The sequence below is a fragment of the Mesorhizobium sp. genome (assembly GCF_005063415.1).
GTDB lineage: Bacteria > Pseudomonadota > Alphaproteobacteria > Rhizobiales > Rhizobiaceae > Mesorhizobium.
In genome coordinates, this window is sequence record NZ_SUEG01000352.1 from 1 (window position 1) to 849 (window position 849).

At 61.2% G+C, this 849-nt stretch carries 1 protein-coding gene; it reads left to right on the top strand.

What is annotated here, in order from left to right:
- Positions 1–661: gamma-glutamylcyclotransferase (locus E5W70_RS32555; protein ID WP_292665476.1), on the top strand; the 661-nt coding region annotated here is incomplete at its 5' end.
- Between the last annotated feature and the right edge of the window lie 188 nt (positions 662–849).

The window sequence follows — 849 nt, forward strand, 5'->3', positions numbered from 1 at the left end:
CCTCAGTGCGGACGATTCTCTGCCACAGCCCTTCACCGCGCCGTCCGATGCCGACCATGATGACACCGTCCGGGCGGTACTAGCCGCCGCACCGTCAGCTGATGAGGTCTGGCTCTTTGCCTATGGATCTCTGATGTGGAACCCAGCCTGTGATTTCGTGGAGCAGCGGGTAGGCTTCGTGCCCGGGTGGCACCGCTCCTTCTGCCTCGGTTGGGACCGGTGGTTTCGTGGATCAGACAGCAAACCCGGTCTCATGTTGTCGCTCGACCGTGGCGGGCAGTGCAAGGGCGCGGTCTATCGCCTGCCGCCGGATGCTATCGAGGACAATCTAAGCAGGCTCTTTCGTCGTGAGATGCGCGCCAAGCCGTCCGCTCATTCGCCGCGCTGGGTGAATGTTCGCACCGAGAACGGACCGCTCCACGCGATCACCTTTGTGATTAACCGGAACAGCGGACGCTATGTCCGCGGGCTGTCGCTGGAACAGATCGCCGACGCGCTCGCGGTCGCGTGCGGTCCGTGGGGTTCCATGGCCGACTATCTTCACAGCACTGTAAGTCACCTTGAGGGTATGGGGATTCACGACAGCCAATTGTGGCGTTTGCAGGAGCTGGTAGCCGAACGCATCGAAGCGCCGACGGCCGGGGATCTTCCCGCGAAATGAGCCAACGGGACTCAACCCTCGGACCATGCCCACTTAGGTGGCGAATTGGAAAGCAATGGCACCACGCCTGCCAAGTTCTTGGTTTGTGGTTCTGCAGACTGGAACGTGAGAGTGCAACTTGAGTCAGTTCGGAAACAGCTAATCGACGGGGCCGGCGCTGAGCACCAGCAAGTCGCACCCGGCTATCT